Source organism: Psychrobium sp. 1_MG-2023, assembly GCF_030689115.1.
Lineage (GTDB): Bacteria > Pseudomonadota > Gammaproteobacteria > Enterobacterales > Psychrobiaceae > Psychrobium.
In genome coordinates this window covers 87528-112316 of the sequence record NZ_JAUYVJ010000001.1, presented here as the reverse complement: position 1 = coordinate 112316, position 24789 = coordinate 87528, and the positions used below count along the sequence as shown (strand labels likewise).

Annotated in this window: 21 protein-coding genes; 11 read left to right on the top strand and 10 right to left on the bottom strand. The window is 41.6% G+C overall.

Annotated features, from left to right (window positions below):
• Positions 1 to 29: 29 nt before the first annotated feature.
• Positions 30 to 1052 (bottom strand): lytic transglycosylase domain-containing protein, encoded by a 1023-nt coding sequence (locus tag Q8W26_RS00435; protein WP_101212771.1) that lies wholly within the window; start codon positions 1050 to 1052, stop codon positions 30 to 32.
• Between the two features lie 48 nt (positions 1053 to 1100).
• Positions 1101 to 1793: a DUF599 domain-containing protein gene (locus tag Q8W26_RS00430; RefSeq protein ID WP_305471843.1), complete on the bottom strand. Its 693-nt coding sequence runs from the start codon at positions 1791 to 1793 to the stop codon at positions 1101 to 1103.
• A 508-nt stretch (positions 1794 to 2301) separates the two neighbouring features.
• Between Q8W26_RS00430 and ribA the strand changes: the two genes are divergently transcribed.
• On the top strand, positions 2302 to 2913 hold the full coding sequence (gene ribA / locus Q8W26_RS00425) for a GTP cyclohydrolase II (protein WP_101212767.1): 612 nt from the start codon (positions 2302 to 2304) through the stop codon (positions 2911 to 2913).
• 105 nt (positions 2914 to 3018) lie between these two features.
• Positions 3019 to 5550 carry an NADH:ubiquinone reductase (Na(+)-transporting) subunit F gene (gene nqrF, locus Q8W26_RS00420; RefSeq protein WP_101212765.1) on the top strand — a complete coding sequence of 844 codons (2532 nt, stop codon included), beginning with the start codon at positions 3019 to 3021 and terminating at the stop codon, positions 5548 to 5550.
• Positions 5551 to 5656: 106 nt separating this feature from the next.
• Here the strand turns inward: nqrF and erpA are convergent, their stop codons facing one another.
• The gene (gene erpA, locus Q8W26_RS00415) at positions 5657 to 6010 is read right to left on the bottom strand and encodes an iron-sulfur cluster insertion protein ErpA (RefSeq protein WP_101212763.1); all 354 of its coding nucleotides are present in this window, start codon (positions 6008 to 6010) and stop codon (positions 5657 to 5659) included.
• A 123-nt stretch (positions 6011 to 6133) separates the two neighbouring features.
• Positions 6134 to 6850, bottom strand: coding sequence for a DUF6776 family protein (locus tag Q8W26_RS00410; RefSeq protein ID WP_101212761.1), 717 nt, complete (start codon positions 6848 to 6850; stop codon positions 6134 to 6136).
• A 118-nt stretch (positions 6851 to 6968) separates the two neighbouring features.
• On the opposite strand from Q8W26_RS00410, the gene Q8W26_RS00405 reads away from it, so the two are divergent.
• The 3 genes from Q8W26_RS00405 (at position 6969) to hemL (ending at position 11097) form a co-directional block, all read left to right on the top strand.
• On the top strand, positions 6969 to 8627 hold the full coding sequence (locus Q8W26_RS00405) for a chloride channel protein (protein ID WP_101212759.1): 1659 nt from the start codon (positions 6969 to 6971) through the stop codon (positions 8625 to 8627).
• Between the two features lie 104 nt (positions 8628 to 8731).
• Entirely contained in the window at positions 8732 to 9739 is a 1008-nt protein-coding gene (locus tag Q8W26_RS00400; protein ID WP_101212757.1) for an aspartate carbamoyltransferase, read from the top strand.
• A gap of 68 nt (positions 9740 to 9807) precedes the next feature.
• Entirely contained in the window at positions 9808 to 11097 is a 1290-nt protein-coding gene (gene hemL, locus Q8W26_RS00395) for a glutamate-1-semialdehyde 2,1-aminomutase (protein ID WP_101212755.1), read from the top strand.
• Positions 11098 to 11705: 608 nt separating this feature from the next.
• Here the strand turns inward: hemL and Q8W26_RS00390 are convergent.
• On the bottom strand, positions 11706 to 13217 hold the full coding sequence (locus Q8W26_RS00390; protein WP_101212753.1) for a Fic family protein: 1512 nt from the start codon (positions 13215 to 13217) through the stop codon (positions 11706 to 11708).
• Positions 13218 to 13331: 114 nt separating this feature from the next.
• On the opposite strand from Q8W26_RS00390, the gene Q8W26_RS00385 reads away from it, so the two are divergent.
• From Q8W26_RS00385 to Q8W26_RS17865, 3 genes are all read left to right on the top strand, one after another.
• Entirely contained in the window at positions 13332 to 13550 is a 219-nt protein-coding gene (locus tag Q8W26_RS00385; protein WP_101212751.1) for a hypothetical protein, read from the top strand.
• 176 nt (positions 13551 to 13726) lie between these two features.
• Positions 13727 to 14038 carry a transposase gene (locus Q8W26_RS17870; protein ID WP_370694248.1) on the top strand — a complete coding sequence of 104 codons (312 nt, stop codon included), beginning with the start codon at positions 13727 to 13729 and terminating at the stop codon, positions 14036 to 14038.
• A 217-nt stretch (positions 14039 to 14255) separates the two neighbouring features.
• Entirely contained in the window at positions 14256 to 14471 is a 216-nt protein-coding gene (locus Q8W26_RS17865; protein WP_370694247.1) for an IS3 family transposase, read from the top strand.
• Here the strand turns inward: Q8W26_RS17865 and Q8W26_RS00375 are convergent.
• The 5 genes from Q8W26_RS00375 to Q8W26_RS00355 all read right to left on the bottom strand — a co-directional run bounded on the left by Q8W26_RS00375 (position 14464) and on the right by Q8W26_RS00355 (position 19901).
• Positions 14464 to 15702, bottom strand: coding sequence for an EAL and HDOD domain-containing protein (locus tag Q8W26_RS00375; protein WP_101212749.1), 1239 nt, complete (start codon positions 15700 to 15702; stop codon positions 14464 to 14466). The two genes, Q8W26_RS17865 and Q8W26_RS00375, sit on opposite strands and share 8 nt — an antisense overlap.
• Positions 15703 to 15872: 170 nt before the next feature.
• Positions 15873 to 17204 (bottom strand): Na+/H+ antiporter NhaC family protein, encoded by a 1332-nt coding sequence (locus Q8W26_RS00370; protein WP_101212747.1) that lies wholly within the window; start codon positions 17202 to 17204, stop codon positions 15873 to 15875.
• 251 nt (positions 17205 to 17455) lie between these two features.
• Positions 17456 to 18274, bottom strand: coding sequence for a co-chaperone DjlA (gene djlA / locus Q8W26_RS00365; RefSeq protein ID WP_101212745.1), 819 nt, complete (start codon positions 18272 to 18274; stop codon positions 17456 to 17458).
• Between the two features lie 20 nt (positions 18275 to 18294).
• Complete coding sequence (gene murU, locus Q8W26_RS00360; RefSeq protein WP_101212744.1) at positions 18295 to 18963, bottom strand: N-acetylmuramate alpha-1-phosphate uridylyltransferase MurU; 669 nt, start codon at positions 18961 to 18963, stop codon at positions 18295 to 18297.
• Positions 18951 to 19901 (bottom strand): aminoglycoside phosphotransferase family protein, encoded by a 951-nt coding sequence (locus tag Q8W26_RS00355; RefSeq protein WP_305471835.1) that lies wholly within the window; start codon positions 19899 to 19901, stop codon positions 18951 to 18953. The genes murU and Q8W26_RS00355 overlap by 13 nt, the downstream gene beginning before the upstream one ends.
• Before the next feature lie 256 nt (positions 19902 to 20157).
• On the opposite strand from Q8W26_RS00355, the gene lptD reads away from it, so the two are divergent.
• The 3 genes from lptD to pdxA all read left to right on the top strand — a co-directional run bounded on the left by lptD (position 20158) and on the right by pdxA (position 24789).
• Positions 20158 to 22410 (top strand): LPS assembly protein LptD, encoded by a 2253-nt coding sequence (lptD, locus tag Q8W26_RS00350; RefSeq protein ID WP_101212740.1) that lies wholly within the window; start codon positions 20158 to 20160, stop codon positions 22408 to 22410.
• A 104-nt stretch (positions 22411 to 22514) separates the two neighbouring features.
• On the top strand, positions 22515 to 23798 hold the full coding sequence (surA, locus tag Q8W26_RS00345) for a peptidylprolyl isomerase SurA (RefSeq protein WP_101212738.1): 1284 nt from the start codon (positions 22515 to 22517) through the stop codon (positions 23796 to 23798).
• A gap of 10 nt (positions 23799 to 23808) precedes the next feature.
• A complete protein-coding gene (gene pdxA / locus Q8W26_RS00340; RefSeq protein ID WP_101212736.1) occupies positions 23809 to 24789 on the top strand; it encodes a 4-hydroxythreonine-4-phosphate dehydrogenase PdxA in 981 nt (326 codons plus the stop codon).

The following is a 24789-nucleotide window of genomic DNA, read 5'->3' as shown; positions in this document are numbered from 1 at the left end:
ACTGCAAAAGCCCATTTAACAACATAAGATTAAGACTTAAATTTATCCGCTAGCAAGCCAATTGTTATCGCATAACTGTTGGCACAGTTATAGCGTAAAATAGTGCGGTAATTATTATAGGTTAAGAAGGCGGGGCCATTAACACCATCTGGCGTAATTAGTGTTGCAGTCATATTAACTTGAGGCAATTCTTGCGTATTAAGACGACGAATCCCTAACTCATTCCACTTACTTAACGGCAGTTTCGCTGTATGGCTACGTAGCGCACGGCAACCCTTTTCAGGCTTATCTGCTTTCACTTGTGCTAACCAGCTTGACGCATTGTCAGGTAAGGTAACTTGACGACCCCAAGTTTGCTGATCGCTCCAGCCAAAGTGTTTTAAATAGAATGCGATTGAGGCGAAAACATCGGCGTGGTTGTTCCAAATATCTTTTTTACCATCGCCGTCGAAGTCTTGAGCAAAGCGTAAAAAGCTAGACGGCATGAACTGCCCCTGCCCCATCGCACCACTCCATGAGCCCTTCATGTCTTCTAATTTAATGTGTCCCTGTTCTAAAATTCGTAAAGCATTAAATAGCTCTTTACGGAAGTAACTGGCACGGCGTTTATCATAAGCTAAGGTGGCTAATGAACGAATTACATCATTTTTTCCCATGTAATTACCGTAGTTGGTTTCTAGCCCCCAAAACGACAAAATAAAACGTGGCTGAACACCGTAAGCTTTACCGACCTTTTCCAATAATTCGGCGTGCTGCTTCTGCATTTTTAATCCCGTATTGACACGCCAGTCTGATAAACGCTTTTTACTATAATTGACAAAAGTACGTTTAAACTCCGGCTGAGCACGATCATTTTTAATCGCCTTAGGGTAAGGCGTAATGCCCGTTAATGCGGTACTGATAACCGTTTCATCAATGCCCTTTTCCCTTGCTTCAACACGTAACTCTTCAAGCCATTGCTCAAAAGGTTGTTGTTCAGCTTGTGCCATTGAAGTTAAACCACATAAAGAAATCGCCATTACGCTTGTGGTTACTCGTTTTAAAAATTTCATGAGATAGGTGCCTTAAAAAATAATAATTCAGGGGTTATAACGCCGTTATCAACTGTCAATTTGATCCATAACTCGCAAGGTTTGCGAGTGAAATTCACGCTGGTAAAGTACCATAACTACCATAGTAGTGGCGAATATAAATGCTATCGGATGGATAAACCAAGCCAATGTCGACATCGCAAAATAATATGATCGTAAGCCATAGTTATAGCTATGCCCCGCATGGTCGATAATCTTAGCCACATGACGAATATAATTCTCATGCTCAGCGCTAATGTCATCCTCACTATTAGCACGAGGAAATGCCCCCATTAGTACAGAACAAAAGCCGTACTGGCGCATTGACCAAGTGAACGTAAAGAATGCATAAATGAATATTGCGATCATCACAATTAAGTGAACCTGAATATCAAAGATACTCGCTTGATAAACACCAGGAATATCACTGATCAACTCAAATAAACGCTCAGAGGTACTTAACAGTGTCAACAGCGCTGCTAATATTAGAATAGTCGTCGAAGCAAAGAAAGTGACCTGTCGCTCAAGGCTTGCTAATAATGCCGTATCAGCAATCAACTGCTCTCTAAATAACAATCTGCGCATCCAAGCGATACGGTAGCGATGTAACACAGATGCAATACAACGACGCTTTTTAGCTTGTTTACGAGCAAAGGTGGTATAGCCAAACCAACAGAAGATAAACCAAACAAAACCGGCAATTGAAATAAGATTGACGTCCACGCCCAAGGCTCCATAGATGATTGACTAACGCTATCGCGCAAGATATCAAGTAACGCGATTAATAGCTAATTTAGCTTACTAATATTGTAAAGCAATCAAGTTTATTCCCCTAAGCTAAGTTATTTTGGCCAAGAATAGGTATAATACCAACTCCATCAATAAGCTGATCATTATTCATGGTCTAAACAAATGATAGCGGCGTTATTTATTGTCTATGTAGAGTAACTACATATGCCAATAAATGCCTTGCCGACATGGATGTCGGTACTTAGGTTCTTTTTGGAACGTAGAACCTGTGCCCTAATCCGTTTAACCTCATTACAAAATTGGTCACATTATTAATAGAATTGGTATAATCGAAGAACAATACGGTGGTTGACCGATAAAAACCCACTAAAACACTTGGTTTTTTAGATTTTGCCCATACCTTTGTTATTAACGATTAGTTTAAACGATAGCTCGTATCCATAAACCGTTTAAGGGCTATTAACGATTTTAAGGTTTAATTATGTCTGTACGTTATGTTGACTCATGCCGCCTGCCGACCCGGTTGGGCGAATTTGCTATGCACGGGTTTACTGAAATTGAAAGTGATCAAGAGCATATCATCCTAACTTATGGTGACATAACTCCAGACCAACCTCTATTAATTCGCTTACATTCAGAGTGCTTAACTGGTGATTCACTGTTTAGTATGCGCTGTGATTGTGGTTACCAATTAGAAACGGCCATGGCGAATATCGTTGAGGCAGGCCAAGGTGCTCTGTTATACCTACGTCAAGAAGGTCGTGGGATTGGCTTAATTAATAAAATTCGAGCCTACCATTTACAAGATGACGGTGCAGACACGGTTGAAGCGAATGAACAATTAGGCTTTGCGGCTGACTTGCGCCAATTTAACATGTGTAAACCGATGCTTGAGCATTTTGGAGTCAGCCAAGTTAAATTAATGACCAACAACCCGAAGAAAGTACAAGCGCTAAAAGATGTTGGCATTGATGTCGTCGAGCAAGTGGCGATTCAAGTAGGTCGAAATGAACATAATGACGGCTATTTAAATACCAAAGCAGAAAAAATGGGGCACATGATGCTCCCTGGCGTGTTAAGTGACCTAGGCTAATACCACTTTTCTACTGCGCTATTATTCCTTGCAATAATAGCGCATTGCAACAACCGACTTCATCGCTTATCTTACTCATATATTTAGTTTCTGTTGGTTTAACAATTGAGTAATCATTCATCTTGGTCGACACGTATTCGTCAAACTCATAAATGGCTTGGTCTAATCATCGGACTGCAGTTGTGCCTGTGGGTCATTAGCGGCCTGTATATGAGTTTTATTGACCTAGATAAAATTCACGGCAAGCACTTATACCGAACATCAACGAATATCATCGCCCCGGCAACTGTATCGCCACTCCCCGACACATATGATGACATTTCTCAGCTAACCCTTACGCAAGCACTCGGGCAAGCTATTTATATTATTGAACAATCGAGCCAACAAATTGTGGTAAATGCGACGACTCTGTCACCCCTCGTCATTGACCAAGCATATATCCAAGCACAAGCAAGCGATTTATACACTGGCACTGGCGCTATTGAGTCAATAGAAAAACTAGCACAGTACCCCGCTGAACTCGGTGGACGAAAACAGCCGATTTGGCAAGTGAACTTTAATGATAGCTTTAACCCTAGCCTGTACTTTTCAGCAACTACCGGGCAGTTTATCAAGGCTCGTAGCGACCTTTGGCGCTGGTTTGACATAATGTGGATGCTCCATATCATGGACTATCAGGAGCGATCTGATGTTAACAACAAACTATTAACCCTAGCTTCTTCACTGGCCTTTCTAGCCTTATGTAGTGGCATCTGGCTGCTGTTTTATAGCTTTTCGTCAGTACCAAAACCACAAGCAGGTAGCCTGATGTGGTTACGCACTGCTCATAAATGGGTGGCAGGGCTCATCGGCATCCAACTGATTCTTTGGGTGGTCAGTGGGTTGGTATTTAACTGGTTTACTAGCGAACAAATCAATCCGCGCCATCAACTCTTGCCACAAGTGACTCAGCCTTTTAAAGCCCGTGACATTGATATAACGCAACTGCTTTCAACTCAAAGCGCTATTTATCATATTGCCATTACTGCAACACCCAATGCATCACAGGTTATTATCAATCAACAATATCAACAGCCTTTATCAGTAGACACCCAAGCCTTAACACCTCTCTCACAGGCGCAAGCGATTAACGTCGCTGACAGGGTTTATTTTAGTTTACATGACATCACCAGTACTCAGCTCATTAGAGAAAGCCACGCTCTCACTGAGACACGTAAATTCAAACGTGCAGTGTGGCAAATCAACTATGCTGATGTCGCACAACATAGTCTGTATTTAGACGCATATACAGGCCAAGCGCTCACGTTAAAAAACGATGACTGGCGGTTGAAAGACTGGTTTTGGATGCTGCATATTATGGACTACCAAACACGCAGTGATTTTAATAACCCACTATTAATCACTATCGCCTCGATTGCCAGCTTCTCAGCATTAAGTGGATTTTTGATGCTCTTTTATGTCTTTAGCACCAAAGATTTTCGCTTTAAGCGCCAACCTAAGTCACACCAAATCGGTATTTATAGTGCAACTCAATTAATCGAAACCATTACCGTGCAAAGTGATAAACCGTTGTTGGCCGCACTTGCCGAACAAGATGTCCAACTCCCCTCAGGCTGTGGCGGTGGAGGCACCTGCTGTCAATGCATGATTAAAACCTCTAATCTAATCACTCCACTAAATACACAAGAACAGAGTAGTTTAAGTGTAAGTGAAATGAACCAAGGGTATCGCCTCGCCTGTCAAATTCAAGCTTGTGAAAACCTTAATATCGAACTACCTCAATCGAGTCTAACGCAGCAGCAGATAACGGCGCGGGTGATCAGTAATGCATTTCTCACGCCTTTTATTAAAGAGTTGGTCATAGAACTGCCTGCAAATAGTTCATTTAGCTTTGACGCGGGTCAGTTTGTTAATATTCAGGTGCCTGCTTATCAGCAATCATTTTCGCAGTTATCCATTCCTGCTCAGTATCGCGGCTATTGGCAACAACAGCGACTGCTCTCAGCAAGGGTCAGTGCTGAACAACCTTTAATGCGTAGCTACTCCATCGCAACGTCGGCACATAACCAAGGGCATATTCAGCGCCTAACTTTTATTGTCAAACTTGCGCTACCGCAGGCAGGTTATGGGCTAGGTTTAGCATCATCTTACTTATTTGGTTTAGCCGCGGGTTCACCATTAACTTTAAGTGGCCCGTTAGGTGACTTTGTTGAGCGTCAGCATAATTTGCGTGAAATGGTGTTAATTGGCGGTGGCTCTGGAATGGCTCCCTTGCGTTCCCACATTGATACAGCGTTAGCTCAACACCCGTTACGTCAGGTGTCATTATGGTTTGGGGCGCGTCATCAGGACGACATTTTTTATCAAGACCATTTTGAACAACTAGCACGAAAGCATCGTAACTTTGCTTGGCATGTCAGTTTATCACAACCGCAAGGTAATGATTGGGCAGGGAAACAGGGCCATATTCAAACTCATTTATTCAACGATTACCTCAATCAACACCCTCGCTTACATTTATGCGATTTCTTCTTATGTGGCCCACCAGCGATGATGCGAGATATTACTCGTTTGTTACGTGCTAAAGGCATTTTGGAGACACAAATTAGGTGTGATGACTTTGGAGCGCCTCAATAGTTGCTCATCATCCTACGTTGTGCTGACCTTACACTAGAACGATATTAAGACACAAAAAAGCCCTTACTTTATGCAAAGTAAGGGCTTTTATAAAATAACTTAACGCTTAAATATTAAAGCTTGAACCACAACCACAAGTCGCTGTTGCATTTGGGTTATCAACTAAAAAGCGGGAACCTTCTAACCCTTCAGAAAAATCAACGCGACCACCAACTAGGTATTGTAAACTCATTGGGTCGACAATCATGGTTGCTCCGTCTTTTTCCAATGTCATATCGCCTTCATTAACTTTATCGTCAAAAGTGAAGCCATATTGGAAACCTGAACAACCGCCACCCGTAATATAAACTCGCAGTTTTAATGCTGGGTTTTCTTCATCATCGAGCAAGAAATTAACGCGCTTGGCCGCAGCTTCGGTAAACTCTAATGGAATTCCAGCTTCCACAACTTCAACAGACATAATAACCTCTAAAAACTTGATACCTGACTAATTTGGTCAATTATCGTATAGCACCACGCTTGGTGCAATCATTTATTAGTACAATTGCGAGAAACAAGGCAATTTTTTGAACTAATTAAGAAATTAGCGCTGATTATCTTGTAATAAGATGGGTGGTAACGGCACTTTTAATAATTCGTTCCAATGAAGCTCTTGGCTGACATTTGCAGACTTCTGCCCTCTCCTTTTAGGCATCTTAATCGTGACCTTAAGCTTTTCCGGAGTGAAGCCTTTCACTAATATAAATTCACTTTTTACATGCTGGAAAAAGCGAAAGCTCAGCGTGAGCGCTTTTTTATCTTCCACTAACTCTTTTAGGTCTATCACCATCGGCTTACCATCAATGCTACCGATTAATTCCAAGCTTAAAGTGCCTTTAATATAACGTTTGCGTTTTTCTAACTGAGCAAGTAATACCTCAAAGCGATAGTGGCCTAGGCTAACTCCTGGCTCAATAATCACTTTTTCAATTTGTACTCCATTGGCAGTATATTCTGGAGCCATTACTTTTTGATAAAAACGCAATGCTAATTGTTGCTCTATTAACTCAGATTGCAGTAATAGCGTCGAGTTGTTCATTTCTTCGACTGTTTTTTTCTCAATTTGCAGGTCAATTTTCGCTTGAGCCATTTCACTTGATAACTTTTCATTAGCGATGCGAAGCTCTGCTAAGCTAGCCCCCTGATGCTGGACATAATTAGTTTTGAACCAATAGTTTCCTAAAATAAAGCCTGTCAAGGCGATCACCGCGGCGCTGAGATAGCCAAAACGAAAATGAATAACCTTTTGTAACGTAGACATGGGAACCTTAGACTATTTGAGTGGTGAATTGCTATACAGCTATGATATAACATGCATTCTATAGTACTCTGAACATTCGAACAAATATCATCATCAACCCAAGAGCTTAAGTTATTTAATGAATATGATTCACCGCTTTAAATACCCTTTAGCTCAAGCAAAAACATCATGGCAGCTCGTATTACTCGGGGCAATAGTTGGGTTACTCGCCTCGTTGGCTATTATTGCATTACGCCTTGGCATTGAAGCTGCACAAACATTTTACATGGGCTCTGCCGATGCTTTTGAAGAACAAAGCACCCTCACGCGTTTTATCGCGCCATTTTGTGGTGTTTTACTCATTTTACTAATCGGTTACCTATCAGGCCATCGACACTTTCGCATGGGGATACCCTTTGTACTCCACCGACAGCGTAAGCATTATGGTTTTATTCCGATTGGAAATACAATAAACCAGTTTTTTAGTGCCATCACCGCCATTGCGAGTGGTTTTTCTGTCGGCCGAGAAGGCCCAGCGGTGCATGTCGGGGCAGGTAGCGCTAGTTATCTCGCGCAAAAGCTATACTTACCCAAAAATACTGGGCGAATCTTAACCTCTTGTGGGATTGCTGCGGGTATTTCAGCGTCATTTAATTCACCGCTCGCCGCCGTAGTATTCGTACTTGAGGTTGTGGTGCAACGATATCGTATACATTTATTTTTACCAATAATGGTTGCAGCGCTCATCGGTACAGCAATGACTCGTATGGTATTTGGTAATGTGCATCAATACTCCAACCTATCAATCCCTGATATAAGCACTTTATCCGTTATTCCTTTTTTAGGTTTAGGGATCTTAATTGGTCTAGCAGCCGTTGCATTTAACCGCTCTTTGCTAGGTATTGCTAAGCACTCGAGTGTATTAAGTATCAATGTCCGTTTGCCCCTTGCAGCACTCATTGCAGGCACTATTGGTTGGTTTATTCCTCAAACTATGGGCTCTGATCTGGGCGCTTTAACAATTGCCCTGAGTGATAGTCCTGAAATCACATTTCTTATTATGGTTCTGATAGGCAAATTTATTGCGACCGTATGCTCATTAGGCTTAGGCATTCCCGGTGGTGTCATAGGTGTGTTATATGCCATAGGAGCATTACTGGGTAGTGTCATTGTGTGGTTGTTTATTCCGCTATTTCCTCAGTTAACACCTTATATTCCAATGGCTGTATTAATTTGTATGGTAGCAATGATGGGAACCAGCTTAAACGCCCCACTAGCCTCAGTCGTTGCGGTATTAGAATTTTCTGAAAACGCGACTATTATATTTCCCAGCCTATTGGTGATGGTGCCAGCAATCATACTATCGCAACAAGTGTTTCGCTTAAAGTCTCTGTTTTATCAACAGCTCGACCAACAAAAGCTCGGTTATAAAGTTTCTCCGGTCATATACAGCCTACAAGATACAGGAGTCACAGCACTAATGCGGCGTAAGTTTGATGTGGTACATCACGGCATTGATACCTTAAAACAAACCACGTCAATTCCTTTGGTCATGCGCCAATATCATCAAGAAAAGTGTCGTTATTATTTAGCGGAAAAATCCTCAAACTCCCATGAAGTGACACCACATCTCTTGCCAACATTAATCGAAACAGCAACCTTAGCAGAAGTCTATCGCCTGTTGAGCCCGCAACGTTTTGGCCACGTGCTTATTCTAAGCCACAGCGATAAAGAACCTGTCGGCATCATTAGCTGGCGCACATTAAGAAAACACTTGCATCGTAAGCAAGGCGCTTAAAGCGATATTGTTTAACAAAAGCGCTAACAGTGCTTTAGCGCTTGCACGTTTTCTGGTATATTTTGCCGCGATAAACACCTCTCTTTGCCATTAAGGATCGTTGAATGATTAACTTCACCGGTAGCCACATCTTGTCCGTCAATCAACTAGACCGCGACGCGATTGCTAAAATTTTTGAAACTGCCAATACCATGCAGCCTTATGCCCAGCGTAAAAAGCGTACTCGCGTTTTAGATGGCGCTATCTTAGGTAACATGTTCTTTGAAGCCAGTACACGTACTCGTGTCAGTTTTGGTAGTGCATTTAACCTACTTGGTGGTTTTGTTCGTGAAACAACAGGGATGAGCTCTTCAGCCTTAGCTAAAGGCGAATCGCTTTATGACACGGCCCGCGTATTAAGCAGTTACGCTGACGTGATTGCAATGCGTCACCCAGAATCAGGGTCAGTTAGTGAGTTCGCCCAAGGTTCTATGGTACCAGTGATCAACGGCGGTGACGGCCCCAACGAACACCCAACTCAAGCGCTACTCGATCTTTACACCATCGAGAAAGAGCTCAACAGTAAACTACAAACCATCGACAACATGCACATTGCCATGGTTGGTGACTTAAAGTTTGGCCGTACGGTTCACTCTTTATCTAAGCTATTAGCGCAATATAAAAATATTACCTTTAGCCTGATTTCACCAAAAGAGTTAGCGATGCCTGATAGCATCGTCTCAATTATTGAAGATGCTGGCCATAAAGTCATTATCAGTGATGAAATTGAAGGTAACCTTGATGCCGATATTCTTTATTTAACACGCATTCAAGAAGAACGCTTCCCAAGCCCAGATGAAGCGAATAAATACCGTGGTCAATTTAGACTAAACCAACAGATCTACACTAAGCACTGTAAATCGAACACCGTTATCATGCATCCGTTACCACGTGACTCTCGCAGTGACGCTAATGAACTAGATACGGATTTAAACCTTAACCCGAACTTAGCGATTTTCCGCCAAGTAGAAAACGGTGTAATCATTCGTATGGCACTGTTTGCACTAACATTAGGCGTTGCAGATCAAGTTCAGCAACACGAATGTGATGTAAACTGGTTCACCCAGAAATAATACCAAATAACGATTTCACTAAGGCTCAATGCATCGCAGAGCCTTAGCTATAAAACAAAGGAACTCTCATGACGCGTTCACAACAATTATTTGAACAAGCCCAAGACACTATTCCTGGTGGCGTAAACTCACCAGTGCGCGCTTTTAAAGGTGTCGGTGGCAGCCCACTATTTATTGAAAAAGCTGACGGTGCATTAGTGACTGATGTCGATGGTAAAAACTATATCGATTATGTTGGTTCATGGGGACCAATGATCTTAGGTCATAACCATCCAGAAATTCGTCAAGCAGTGATCGACCAAGCAGCCTTTGGCCTAAGCTTTGGCGCACCCACTGAGCTTGAAGTTAAAATGGCTGAAAAAGTACGCCAACTTGTGCCGTCAATGGAACAAGTGCGTATGGTAAGCTCTGGTACTGAAGCGACTATGAGTGCGATTCGTCTGGCGCGTGGTTTCACCAACCGCGATAAAATCTTGAAGTTTGAAGGGTGTTACCACGGTCATGCTGACTCATTGTTAGTCAAAGCTGGTTCTGGCGCATTAACTTTGGGGCAGCCAAGTTCACCGGGCATTCCTGCTGATTTTGCTCAGCACACACTCACCGCAAACTTTAACGATATCGACTCAGTTAAGCAGTTATTTGCTCAATACGGCGATGACATTGCTTGTATTATCGTTGAGCCAGTGGCTGGTAACATGAACTGTATTCCGCCACAAGATAACTTCTTACAAAAACTGCGTCAGGTGTGTGACGAGTCTGGTGCGTTACTGATTATCGACGAAGTAATGACGGGTTTTCGTGTTGCACTAGGCGGCGCACAAGCCTACTACGATGTTGTTCCTGATCTAACCACACTAGGTAAAGTACTCGGTGGCGGTATGCCAGTGGGTGCTTTTGGTGGCAAAAAAGAAGTGATGCAATATATCGCACCAACAGGCCCAGTGTATCAAGCCGGTACGTTATCGGGTAACCCGATCGCGATGGCTGCAGGTTTAAAATCATTAGAGTTGTTATCAGTTCCAGGTTTACACGATGAGCTAGCTAAGAAAACAGAGCAACTCGCACAAGGTTTTAAAGCCGCTGCTGACAAGCACGGTATTCCGTTGGCGATTAACTACGTTGGCGCAATGTTTGGTATTTTCTTCACCGAACAAACCAACATCAGTGGCTTCGAGGACGTAACAAAGTGTGATATCGAGCGCTTTAACACCTTCTTCCACCTGATGTTAGAGCAAGGTGTTTACCTAGCACCATCGGCTTATGAAGCAGGCTTCTTATCAACAGCCCATAGCGAACAAGACATTGCGGATACACTTGCAGCAGCTGATCGTTGTTTTGCGCAACTAACCGCGAAATAATCAGGCGCTAGCGCTTAAGAAAGCAAAGACGAACAAGCCGTATCACTTACCTTATTAATAAGAGAAGTGATACGGCTTTTTTAATGTTGGGTGGTGAGAAGGTTTAAATTACTGACAAGGTGGCTAGTTTAATTGACTAAATAGCCCTATTTAGTATTTTATGCAGTAGATTATGATCACCAAGGAAGCCGTTTACATTAGCCGCAACACACTCATCTTTTGATATATTAGGCCAATTAACAGACTTCCCCAGACAGAAGTATAACTCTTCAAAGAAAAAACGTTAGGTTCTACCATTTCACTTTCTAAACGGGTGAATAACGTTAAGCTCACAAAATATACCTGTAATTTCAGGAAAAATGTCAGTTTTTGATTTTTCTGCTCTAAAGAGTGAAACCTAGATCATTGTTTATTCAGCTCTGTTTCTATTCTTGAAGTGGTGCAAAAACGAGTACTTCCTTTAGGAATATCAACCGTTCTGATTTGTGGGTGTCCTTTATTTAATTCACCTAAAGTTGATGGGGTGTATGGTAACACCTCTATTTAATTGACCAAATTCACTGCACCACTAAACTCTTACAAAAGTTACTTTTTTCAAAGAGCTATAGCTATAACAACGAAGCTAAAAACTTTGTAAAAGGGGTAATATTTTGTTCTACACTTGCCGCTTCTAATGCTTCCATGTACTCACTTCTTCGTTCAACTGGTACAACAGTCCACGAGTAACCACCTGCGGCCATCATCAGGTTCATAATGAATCGTCCCATTCGGCCATTACCATCAAAATAAGGGTGAATATAAACAAAAATAAAATGTCCTAAAACTACTCTCACTGCTGGATGCTCTTCTTCCATTAATAAATCGAAAAGTGCGGGCATTAACTCCCTAACAGCTGATTTTGTTGGCGGGGTATGTTTTGATTTTCTAATATATACCGATCCTGTGCGATAACCGGCTAAATCAGATTGCTTTATAATACCAGCGGCAACACTCGGGCCGAATAATGCCAGATACCAATCTGCATGAGTTGCTTCAAATACTTCACCTGGATTTGCATCTTCTAAGACTTGTTCAACAGCTAGCTTTACTTGTTGAAAGGCATCCCAATAACCTTTCGCAGCCATTGCATCTAAGTGCTTTCTACTATCATTAGATTGTTCTGGATTCCAGTTGCCTGAACGTACATGTTCAATTAACTCATGCGTTACTCTATAGCCTTCAATTGATAACGAGTGATAAGCATCGGTCACAAACTTGTCTTCTACTTCAGCTAAGTAACCTTGAACATTTATTTTAGCGTTAGGTACATCAGGAAAATGAGTAATCACATCTGTTCGCATACTATGCCAAAGTAAACGTAATCGATTTACGTAGGGTGAAACCTCACGGCGACCAAAAGTTATCTGAGTTTCATCTTCAAATGGATCAACTTCTTTTACTTTCAAGTCAGCTGCATCCATACCTTTGATAATGTTATCCGCAATTAAGCCTCTACCAATGTTACGAAATGCCCCAGCTAAACGGCCTGCACTGGCCACATGGCCACCATCAAGTAATACACTTAACACCTCTGAGGCATCTGTCACCATTGAAAGTAGTGTTCTCATTTGAATGGACTTTTGGGCAAAGATAGCTTTAGCACAATGCACTAAACTTGCGGCCAAACTATATACTCTCAAACCATCGACTATGGTTAACTGCGCTTGCTCTGGCATTGCAGAGCGGATATCGAATACAGAAGTATTGTGAAGCAAAGTCGTTGGTTTATTTCTACCTTTAGGTGAGCGTACTAATAACTGAGAAGGAACCGTTTTATCACCAATATGAATCTGGATTGATTGCTCTGGTGATAAACACCAGTTTTGCTCAAGGCGCTCATCAAGATACGCACCACAAAAATCCCAAAAGGACGTATACCAGGCAGTGCTATCACCTTGTTGTTCATCGGGGCTTGAAGGGATATACCAACCTCGCATTACTTCTTTAATAAAGCCATGCTTAGTCAAGCGCTCTCTATCGGTGCGTTCAAGCATTTTCGATTGCACAGCAATAATCCCGCTATCTTGTAATAGCTTTAATTGCTCTAGCGAGTGTGCAAGCTTTTCTGATACTTGATTCATATTAACACCGTTAGCTTTTAATGAATTTACTAATTAGCTTTTAGTGTAATTCATAATTAGCTTTTAATGCAAACATTGATTAGCTTTTAATGTAGGTAAGATAACATTTACAGCATGTTAATCTTTACCTATGCTTACTTAAAGCCCTTAAATAGCTATCGTTATGCAGAACCCATTACCTTCAAAAGTAAAGCAAATAGACGGAAAAAGTATGTTGAATTACCAGTTCAAGTGACTGATACTCTTGTCATAAAAGAAGGTGACTCTGTTGAGTTTGGCCTTAGTAAGCACGTAGAAATTTGGAAAAATCAGCAAGTAACTATTCCAGAATAAATTGTGCCGTTACTAAGAGTAGCTGTTAAACCTGAATATTATATTTTTAGATGGCTTAAGACATCGCAGAAAATGCTAAGAGGACAACCCCCCGGTAAGTTTACTTTGAAGTGGCACAATGAATTTGGCCATCTGGTTAGAGGTGATACACTCACTTTAACTAATCAGGTATGAATATGACAAAACGAACAAGAGCAACTTACTCACCGGAGTTTAAGTTAGAAGTAGCACAACAAGTTGTAGATATGGGGCGCTCGGTAAGAGATGTTGCACAGAGTCTAGATTTAGGTAAATCGACCGTTGATAAATGGGCAAGACAACTGCGAGATGAGCGTAATGGACAACTGTCATCAGCAACACCGTTGACGCCTGACCAGCTAAAAATACGCGAACTAGAGCGTAAAATTAAAGAGTTAGAGTCTGATAATTCAATACTAAAAAAGGCTTCAGCTCTCTTGATGCAGGACTCACTCAAAGGTTTTCGTTAATACACGAACTTCAAGAGAGCAATGATGTTATAAAGCTTTGCCGAGTGCTGGATGTCAACCGTAGCAGTTATCGTTATTGATTAGCTAACCCGACGAAAATAACCCCTGAACGAATACGTTTAATTAGCGAAATGAAGCGATGGTTCGCTAGGGAGTTATTTCCCATCATCGTGTCCGATATGTCGAAACTAAGTTGACTATTGACATAGGAGCGTCAATGCCCCCGATAGAGCCCTTTTTTAGAAGCTTTAAAACAGAATGGATGCCCAAGCTAGGTTATTTAGATATGAAAGCAGCGAAGTTATCGATTAGTGACTATATCAATGGTTATTGCAATCGATATCGGCCGCACCAGCTTAACGACGGGCTTTCGCCATTATTAGCAGAGACCGAATACTTAGAAACCTCTAACAAGGTGGCCAGTTTTACTTGACCACTTCGTTTGACAGTACGTACTCCATTTGCGCATTTGACCATTGCAACGAGCTTTGATAAATCTCTGGTACCGCTGCTTCTTCAATACCTAAACTTTCTAATTGTAACGCCGAGGCCTCCCAATTAGAGGTTTCGTAGCTACGTGCGATTTCAACTAGGCGTGCTAACGGCCCCTCTTGTTGCACTAGCGCATCTTTGATTTCTTGTGCTAACGGCAACTTCTCCATCGCTGATTCCATCGTTTCACCAAGGATTGCGTCAATCAGAGACAGCATCCCGGTTAAGAATGCCACACTAGAGTCGTCAACTTTGCTGCTTTTTAGTGCTAATCCTTCAGCAAATTTAGCGCGCGTGAGTGACATCGCCATTAATTCTGGTGGTTTGTCTGAACCAACCTGTGCTGAAAATAAGACTGAAATAAACTTTTGTAACTCTGACTTACCTAATGTGATGAGTGCTTGCTTAATGCTCGATATTTCTGCTCGGCGTCTAAAAATCGCCGAATTACTATAGCGTAATAATTTATAAGCTAAGTTAACATCTAGCTCGAATACTTTAATGATTTTAGGCAAATCGAGTTCTGCCTTACTCGTCTCATAAAGTAGCTCAGCCAAACTAAACTGAGCAGGTGATAATGCTTTGGCCTGCACCACCTCAGGGTGAGCGAAGAAATATCCCTGAAAATAGCTAAAGCCTAATGATTTAGCTGATTCAAACTGTGCTTGTGTTTCGACCTTTTCAGCTAACAATTTGATATGAGGAAAATCTTTTATTGCATCAATAGCTTGCTGAATATCTTCCGGATCAGACTCAAGTACATCGATCTTAAGCATAGAAATATAAGGAAAGAAGTGACGCCACACAGGTTGGTGAGTGTAATCATCTAACACAACCGTATAGCCCTGTTCATGGAGCTCTTTAACCTCTGCTAATAATCGCTTACCAGGTCGCTCTGTTTCCAATACTTCTACCACAAGTTGCTCTTTAGGCACTAAACTTGGGTATTTATTAACTAAAGTCTCTAAGGTGAAGTTGATAAAAGCAGGTTTATCACCAATAAAGTCACTCAAGGAAAAATCAAACTGACTACCAGCAATCAGCCGAGAAGTTGCTTCACTGCCATCAATGTCAGGAAAGGCATTGGTTAACCCATCACGAAATAAGAGCTCATAGCCCCATAAGTTAAGATCTAAATCTAAAATTGGCTGTCTAGCCGCATGAAAAAACATAAATAGCAAAGTCCAAAATAATTTCGATGGATGTCTACAATAAAAAAGCAGTAATAATGTAGGGAATGCTAATCAAAGTAGCGTATTTAAGACGCTATTGTCAAAGAAGATAACGATAAAAGCCTGAGCAATGACACGAAAGTTATGCTCAGGCTAGTCAAGAAAAGAAGCTATGCGTTACGGCGGCGCAAGGTAATTGTAAGGATTGCCGAAACCGCTAGCAGCATTGGGTAGAATACATGCATGGACACTTCAAGTGGTGATAATTTAAACATTGCCCCTAACATCAATGCTTGTGCGCCGTAAGGTAATAGACCTTGAACACAACAAGCGAAAATATCCAGTAGGCTCGCGCTGCGCTTTGGCTCAACCTGATGCGTTTGCGCTAAATCTTTAGCCACTCCACTAGCGACAATGATCGAGACTGTATTATTAGCGGTAGCCAGATTGGTTAAACCAACGACTCCTGCAATACCAAGTTCGGCCGCAGGGGCTGAGACTTTATCGCCTTTGCCGCTAAAGCGCGCGAGCAGCTTATCAATAAAGTTAACAATAAATGCTAAGCCACCTTGATGGCTCATCACCGCACCTAAACCGCCAATAAACATCGATAAAATAAAGATTTCTTGCATGTTACTAAAGCCTTTGTAGATATCTTTACTAAAGCTCATTAGGCTGTAATCGGGCGTTTGTAATAAGCCTACACCACCCGCTAGCATAATCCCTGAAGCCAGTACCACAAACACATTCACACCAGAAACCGCCAAGCCTAATATTGCTAAATACGGCAGCACCTTAAGCCATTCAATGTCACCAACAGGCGGTAGTTTTGCATCACCGCCTAAAAAATAAAGTAACACCATCACCACTAGCGCAGCTGGCACCGCAATACGTAAGTTTTCTTTAAACTTATCGCGCATGTCACAGCCTTGTGAGCGCGTTGCGGCAATGGTGGTATCAGAGATAATTGATAAATTATCACCAAACATCGCACCACTAATGACCGCACCAGCCATGATAGCTAAATCAATATGCGCAGTTTCAGCCACGCCTAACGCAATCGGAGCAACCGCTCCTAATGTACCCATTGATGTCCCCATTGCCGTAGCAATGAATGCACTAATTAAGAAAAAGCCCGGCAATAAGAACCATGAAGGGATCAAGCTCAAACCTAAATTAACAGTCGCATCAACACCACCAGTGGCACTCGCGACAGCAGCAAAGCCTCCCGCAAGCAAATAGATCAAACACATCGCAATGACATTGCTGTTACCAATGCCTGCAATGAATTGCTCTATGGTGTTGTTGATAGAATCTTTACTCAACACTAATGCAAGGAAAAGCGCAGGCAGTACAGCGATTGGCGCTGGCAGTTGATAAAAGGCGTATTCAACACCTTGCATCGTTAAGTACGTCCCTGTGCCTAAGAACAAGGTTAAAAACAGCAATAAAGGTAATAAAGCAATACCGTTTGCAGTATTAGGGGAAGGTTTTGGAGTCATAGCACAGGCCAGTCTGAATATAGTAGGTGAAAAATACCCAAACTGGTTGCGCTTGTCAAATTAGACGTCTAAACATCTAGACGCAGATCTTTAATTGTCGTCCTGAAGCGCTTTTATTCAGGACCTCGCTTTACCCTTAAGACAATATACCAAGTAGAGATACCGGCTAAAAGCTTGCCGGTATGACGATGTTGAGGCCTGCTGGTATAACGATATTTGGTGCGCTGTTATGACGATGCACAGGGAAACCTTTATAAATTGCGGTGTCGCTTGATTTGTTCGTATGCCGCTTGGATGTCTTGTGCTTTTTGGTTTGCGATCTCTAGCATTTCCTGTGGTAAGCCTTTTGCGGCTAATTTGTCAGGGTGATGCTGCGACATCTGCTTACGCCATGCTTTTTTCACGGTTTTATCATCAGCATCTTCTGAGACACCTAGAATTGAATAGGCATCGTCCAAACTTGGTCCGTTGTTTTGTTGCTGCCCACCACCTTGTTGACGGTGATAGTGCATTTGAGCTTCAAGTTGTTGTAGCAAGCGCTTAATGTCTGCCACAGAAAAGCCAAGAATCCGCGCCACGGTATAAAGAATATCTCGCTCTTTTGGATGTAACTCACCATCGGCAAATGCCGCTTGCAATTGCACCTCTAAAAACAGCTGTAAAATATCACGTTGGCCAAATGAGCTACGCTTAAACTCTTTTAAGGTTTGCTCTAAAGGGAAATCATTAGCTTTACCGAGATTAAACGCATGTTGTGCTTCTTTACGCATCTCATCGTGTAGTCCCATCTTATCCATCAACATCGAGGCTGCTTGTATCTCTTGCGGGGTGACTTGCCCACTTGCTTTGGCAATATGACCGTAAACAGAAAAAACGGCGTGAAAGAATACGGCTTGATTTGCAAAAGAGTCTTTATTGACAAAAAACTTTGAAAAGCCACCCTGCTTTGAGAAATCTTGACCTAAACTGCGGTCGAAGCGATGACCTAAATACAGACCAATCAGCGCACCAATAATTTTGCCAAACATAAAGCCAAACAAAAATCCAAATACCTTACCCCAAATTCTCACTACTCTCTCCTCTCGCCTTACTACGCGCTTAATTCTTGTTCTAGCTGTGCTAAACGTTGTGGCGTACCAACATCAGTCCAACGGCCACGGTAAACTTCCCCTGCAATCTGGTTATCATCCATTGCAGCTCTCAATAGTGGCGCTAAAGGCAATGGTCCCGATGCTAACCCTTCAAACAAATCTCGATGATAAAGGCCAATCCCCGAGAAAGTATATTTTTCGTTACCACGCTGAGCAAGTAGACCGTTGGCGATGGCAAAGTCCCCAGAAAGGTTATGTTCAGGGTTTTCAACTAACACCAAGTGAGCTAATTGCCCTTTTGATAAGGCTTTAGGTAAAGTCAAAAAGTCATAATCAGTCCAAACGTCACCATTTACAACAATAAAACAACCCGCACCTAACAAAGGCAGTGCCTTATTGATGCCACCAGCGGTTTCTAGTGCTTGGTCACTTTCATTAGAGTAATGAATTGTAAGCCCCCATTGTTCACCGTCACCCAATGTTTGTTGCAGCTTTTCACCTAACCAAGCTTGATTAATCACTACGTTTGTCACACCTAAACCTTGAAGTTTTTCTAAGTGGTAAACGATCAAAGGCTTTCCTAACACTGTTAATAGGGGCTTAGGTAACGTATCAGTAAGGGGCCTCATTCGCTCACCACGACCCGCGGCTAAAATCATTGCATACATTCAGTTAGTTTCCTTGGTAACACAGGGATAATGTGCTCATCAAATAATGTCACAATGGGTGAAAGTTGTGGGTACTGTTTAGCAGTATCCATAATGTAATCAACTACCAGTGGTAAGTCTTTTAAGTAATCTGCTTTATTATCTCTTAAATATAAACGTGCAAAGATACCACACACCTTGAGATGTCGCTGAAGTCCCATCCAGTCAAACCATTGCTTGAACTGTACAAACTCGCAGCTTGACGAATTAATTAACCCTCGTTCAATAAATAGGTGGTAAGTCTGTTCAAGTAATTGTGTTCGCTGTACATCCGTTAATTCAAAGTAACAATCTTTTAATAGCGACACAGCATCATAGGTCAGTGGACCAAGTACCGTATCTTGAAAATCGATTACAGCTAACGATGTCAGATCCCTGACCATAATATTACGTGCATGAAAGTCACGATGTACTGTCACTATCGGTTGCTCTAATGCGCTAGCAATGATTTCATCAAAGCATTGCACTAACGTTTTGTTAAAGGCAGGGTCAACAGCAATACCGATTAAATTGTGACAAAACCATTCATCAAATATGCCCAGTTCAAGTTCAAAAAAAGCCTTATCATAATGCTGTGAACTTAATTGGGGATTAATGGTCGCAATTAATGGTAACTGATTTAGTGAGCGTTGATACCAACGCATCATGTCATCTATTGATGATGTGTGTAACAAAGGAAGTAACGTCTGGTCCCCTAAGTCGGTCAGGCACAAGAACCCTTGTTCAAGCTCGCTAAACAGTACCCGAGGAACATCGAGACCATTATTGGCATAGGCTTTCGAAAAGTGAATGAATTCTATATTTTTTTCGGTCGCTGGAGGTGCATCGACTAAGACATAACTGGTGTCACCATATTGATACCGGAAATAACGTCTGAAGCTAGCATCAGCACTGACCACTGAAAGCTTAGGATTAGGTACCCCTATACACTGGCTAAACCATTGGCTTAGTGCTTGGCAACGAATGTCGATAATTGTTACTCCTTTTTGTCAGCGACTATAGGATTAATAGCCCTAGTCAACAATTTAAGCTATTATACCCATTAAAATTTATTATCGGGAATAATAGCTAATAAATCCTTGTTATTATTGTTTCCCACTGGCATAAAATTGAAATGCCATATTATTTATTTATATTGAGAACATCGCTATACTCATGCGCATATTAACCTTACTTTCCGTTGTTTTATTGAGCCAAAATGCTCTTGCGCAATCTACGTTTCCGACAGCACAATGTCAGATCTCAACACCGTATATTCCAGGCCAAAGCCTAAAGAAAGTTAACTTAAGTAATCAGCAACAAATATTAGTTAGCGCGGACCAAGCGGAGATAAATTACCCCGATCGAGCTCGCTATATGGGTAACGTGCACTTTTACTCAGGCGATACCTTTATTCAAGCAGACAATGCAGAATATAGTGAAACAGATAATTTGTTTAGTGCTACTGGTAACTTACATTATCAAGATGAAACAATTACTCTAACGTCAAATTCATTAACCACTTCACTAGATGGTAAGCATACTGAATTACTTGATACTAAGTACTGGTTAAACGGAATGATGGTGCACGGCCAATCCGATAGTTTTAAAGTTGATCAAGGACGTTATTTAATTCTCTCTAATGCACAATTCACCACTTGCCCTGATGAGCAACCTGACTGGGCATTACATGCTAAAGAAATTAAAATTGACAGCACGAATGCATGGGCCGAAGTATCCCGCGCGACATTAGAGGTTTTTGATGTCCCTGTTTTTTATTTCCCCTATTTAACGTTACCTATTTCTGATAAACGCAGTAGTGGCTTCCTCTATCCAACCATTGGCAGTAGTAAAAATAACGGTGCCGAAGTAGGTGTTCCATTTTATTGGAATATCGCTCCTGAGTTTGATATGACGATTACTCCACGTGTCCTAACAGAGCGAGGAGTACAATTAAACACAGAGTTTCGTTACCTTGTAGATGAACAGCAAGGTTTATTTAATCTCGAGTATTTACCCCAAGACAGCTCATTAGATGACGAGAAACGCTACCTTGTATACTGGCAACACGCTGGTGAAATAAATGAGAACTGGCGCATTTCTAGTGACTTTACTCATGTCAGTGATGATAACTACTTTAATGATATCGGCTCTGAGTATGCGAACAAAACAGATAGTCAATTAATTAAAAATATTGAATTAAGCTATTTTCAACCTGATTGGTGGGTGAACTTCAAGGTACAAGATATTCAGGTGCTTGGGGTTAATCAAAGTCCTTATCAACTATTGCCGCAACTAGCCTTCCATAGTTACCAGAATCCAATGGGTAGTCTATTTGAATATGATATGTTTTCAGAGTTCAGTTACTTTGAAAGAAGTGACAATCAACAAGATAATGCAGCCCGATTACATGTCGAGCCGACATTAAGGTTACCACTCAATTACTCAGCATTTAGCTTAACCAGTGAGTTAAAGTTAATGCAGACTTGGTATCAACAATCTGACGTCCATCAAGAGCAGTCTATCTCACGTACACTTCCGCAGTTTCGGTTACACGGCATGCTGAACCTTGAGCGTGAAGCAAGCTTTTTTGGGCGTGGTACGACACAGAGTCTAGAGCCTCAAATTCAATACCTTCGGGTACCTTATCAAGACCAATCGGATATCAGTCTTTACGATACTGCATTATTGCGCGATGACTTTCATGGTTTATTCCGTTCTCATCGTTTTAGTGGGCTAGATCGTATTGTTGATACAGACCAAGTCACTTTAGGTGTCACTACGCGTTTTAAAGACCGAGATAATAAAGAGTCATTAAGCATGAGCATCGGCCAGACATTTTATCTGTCGACCAGCGAAATGGCTCAACAAGAAAATAATAATGACGAAGATATTTCTGATCGATCTGCGTTGGCTGGTGAAATAGATTTTAAAGCGGATGATAAGTGGTATTTCAGCCAAGCAATTCAACTCAATAAAAATCAAAGTGAAATAAACCAAAGTAAATTAAGTATTGATTACCGCCTTAGTGAAAACAAACTAGTACAACTAAGCCACCGTTACGTTAAAGAAATTAGTAATAGTAAGATCAACCAACTCGGTTTAAAGGCAGTTTGGCCAGTCAATGAAGAATGGACGTTTGTGGGCAATCTTTACCGAGATATTAACTTACATCGAACTATTGAAAGTTTTGTCGGTCTTCAATATGAGTCTTGCTGTTGGGCCATCCGCTTTCAAGCGTATCGTCAGCTGCAGGCACAATATGATCAAAGTAGTAACTTCACCCTATCGGGGCAAGAAGAGTTTGATAGCGGCATATCTTTTAATTTCCAAATTAGAGGGTTGGGCTCCACCAGTAAGCAGAATGCAGCAAGCATGCTTAGTGATGGGCTCTTTAGCTACAGGCAACCTTACTATTTAAAAAATTAATTAATGCCTGCTCTTCAGCAGTGTCGCTAATTATTTCACCTAACTTAGGCAAAATTGTGCTAAATTACTGGCCGATTGCGAAAACGAGCCGTTACGGATAGAAAATGAAGTTAATAAAAACAATACTAACAGTGTCTCTTTTGTGTACCTCCTACTTTGCGCAAGCTGAGGTTACCCCACTCGATCGCGTTGCAATTGTGGTCAACGACGGTGTGATTTTAAAGAGTGAGATTGAAGCGCTAATACAACAAGTTAAACAACGCTCTGTAAGAGAAAAGCAAGCACTGCCAGCGGATCGCGTTTTAAAAACTCAAGCGACTGAGCGTTTAATCGATAACATTTTGAAAAAACAAATGGCCGAGCGCATGAGTATGCGTATTGGCGATACTCAGTTAGACCAAACAATTGCAAATATAGCAGCCGAGCAAAAAATGACGGTAACTCAGCTAAAATCTGCAATCGAAAGTGACGGAGTTAACTTCGCGACTTACCGTGAAACCATCCGCGATGACATTTTATTAGGTCAAGTTGAGCGTATAGCTATTCGCCGCCGTATTAATATTTCAGACCAAGAAGTCGACAACTTAGTTGATTTGATGAAAGAACACGGTCAAAGCAATGTACAATATCAAGTAGGCCACATTTTAATTGCCAACAGTGATGATATGTCTACTGACGGTCAAAAAGCGACTCGTGAACGAGCAGATAGAGTTTTATCATTATTAAATGAGGGAAGCGACTTCAAACGCGTGGCAATTACTTCGTCATCGGGTCCAAAGGCCCTTGAAGGTGGTGATTGGGGTTATATGAATATTAATGAAATGCCGACATTATTTACAGATGCAGTAGCAGGCACTTCAAAAGGCGACGTTATTGGTCCGTTTAAAAGTGGCAATGGCTACCATATTATTAAAATCTTCGACATTAAAGGCCAGCAACAAGTTGACGTTAATGAAGTAAACGCTAAACATATTTTAATTAAAACCTCGATTATCTTAAGTGACGAACGTGCAAAGTCGATGCTTGATGGTTTTATTAAAGATATTGAATCGGGTAAAGCAACAATCGATGAGTTAGCTAAAAAACACTCAGATGATGCAGGTTCTGCAATTAAAGGCGGTGAACTAGGCTGGAATGATCCTAGTATTTATGTCCCTTCATTTAAAGACACCCTTGCACGCTTAGAAACCAATGAATTAAGTCAGCCATTCAAATCTTCTCACGGCTGGCATATCGTACAATTACTGGGTAAACGCAAAGTTGATGCTACGGATGAATTCATGAAAAACCGAGCTTATCAATTAATGTTTAATAGAAAGTTTACCGAAGAGAGCAGCGCGTGGGCTAAAGAGCTACGTAGCAAAGCTTATATCGACATTCTAGATTAAGGAATTCCTTGTGACACAACGTATCGCTCTAACACCCGGGGAGCCAGCAGGCATTGGCCCTGACTTAGCCGTATCAATAGCACAACAAGATTGGCCTGTTGAAATAATCGCTATTGCCGACAAGTCTCTACTGTTAGAGCGTGCTGCACAATTAAAGCTCCCTTTAGAGTTGATTGATTATGATCCTTCAGTGGCCGCTCAGCCACAGCGTGCTGGCACCTTAACCGTTAAGCATATTCCATTGGCCGAGCCAGCCGTTTGTAACGAGCTTAATGAAAAGAACGGCCCCTATGTTCTAGAGACATTGCAATTTGCCTGTGATCACAATATTGATAGCGAGTTTGCAGCAATTGTTACAGGGCCTGTTCATAAAGGTATCATTAATAAATCTGGTATAGCTTTTAGTGGCCATACCGAGTTCTTTGCTCAGCAGTCAAACACTGCGGATGTAGTGATGCTACTTGCTACGACTGGACTTCGCGTTGCTCTAGTTACAACGCATATTCCTTTAGCATATGTTGCGAAAGCGATTACATACGATCGTATTATTAATATCTCTCGAATCCTACACCAAGATTTAGTGAATAAATACGGGATCGAAAACCCTCGTATTTATATGTGTGGCCTCAACCCACATGCCGGTGAAGGCGGACACCTTGGACGAGAAGAAATAGACATTATCATCCCCGCCATAGAACAATTACGTGAAGAAGGTATGGATATTGTCGGGCCGTTAGCCGCTGATACCTTATTTCAAGATAAGTATTTAGATAATGCCGACGCTGTATTAGCGATGTATCACGATCAGGGCTTACCTGTCTTGAAACATAAAGGCTTTGGTAACTCAGTTAACATTACGCTGGGCCTACCATTTATTAGAACATCCGTTGACCATGGAACGGCACTGGAATTAGCCGGAAGCGGTAATGCAGATACAGGTAGCATGATCGTCGCCATCAACGAAGCGATACAACTCGCAGCTAAGAGATAA